Consider the following 913-nt stretch of genomic DNA (forward strand, 5'->3'; position numbering starts at 1 on the left):
CGTCCTGCCCTACAACGACGTCGCCGCCCTGGAGGCCTGCTTCGCCGAGCGCGGTTCCGAGATCGCCGCAGTCATCACCGAGGGAGCTCCGGCCAATATGGGGATTGTGCCGCCGGCGCCCGGCTTCAACGCCGCAATCCGCCGGGTGACCGCCGAGCACGGCGCGCTCATGATCCTCGACGAGGTCCTCACCGGCTTCCGCGTGGGCCCAGCCGGCTGGTGGGGCCTGGAGGCTGTCGACGGCTGGACCTCGGACCTGCCGGCCTTCGCCGCCGAACCCTCCACCGCTGGCGCTACTTCTTCTGAGCCCGCCGACGCCGCAGCCCCCTCCTGGCCAGGCGCGGACTGGCGCGAGCGCGCCACCTGGGTGCCGGACCTGGTGACCTTCGGCAAGGTCGTGGGCGGCGGGATGCCGCTGGCCGCCGTCGGCGGACGCGCGGAGGTCATGGACCTGCTGGCACCAGGCGGCCCCGTCTACCAGGCGGGCACGCTCTCGGGGAACCCGCTGGCCACAGCGGCCGGCCTGGCCACGCTCCAGCTGGCCGACGACGCCGTCTACGCCTCGGTGGCCGAACACGCCCAAGCCATCAGCAAGGTGGTCTCAGCGGCCCTGAGTGAGCAGGGCGTGCCCCACCGCGTGCAGCGGGCGGGCTCCCTGTTCTCCCTCATGTTCGGCCCGCAGGCTGCCGAGCGGGGCGTCGCCGACTACGAGGCCGCCCGCGCCCAGGAGACCTGGCGCTACGGGCCCTTCTTCCACGCCTTCCTCGAGGCCGGGGTGAGCCTGCCACCGTCGGTGTTCGAGGCCTGGTTCGTCTCAGCTGCGCACGGCGAGGCCGAGCTGGAGGCGATCGCGGCGGCGGCCCCGGCAGCCGCACGCGCCGCGGCCCGGGCCCAGGAGCACTGAGGGATCGCG

Annotated in this window: 1 protein-coding gene; it reads left to right on the forward strand. The window is 74.2% G+C overall.

Going from position 1 to position 913, the window contains the following annotated elements; translation table 11 throughout:
* The coding region (locus HMPREF0975_RS12150) for an aminotransferase class III-fold pyridoxal phosphate-dependent enzyme (protein ID WP_009234481.1) at positions 1-904 on the forward strand (904 nt) is incomplete at its 5' end.
* Positions 905-913 lie beyond the last annotated feature (9 nt).

It is taken from the genome of Actinomyces sp. oral taxon 849 str. F0330 (assembly GCF_000239715.1).
GTDB classification, from domain to species: Bacteria; Actinomycetota; Actinomycetes; order Actinomycetales; family Actinomycetaceae; genus Actinomyces; species Actinomyces johnsonii.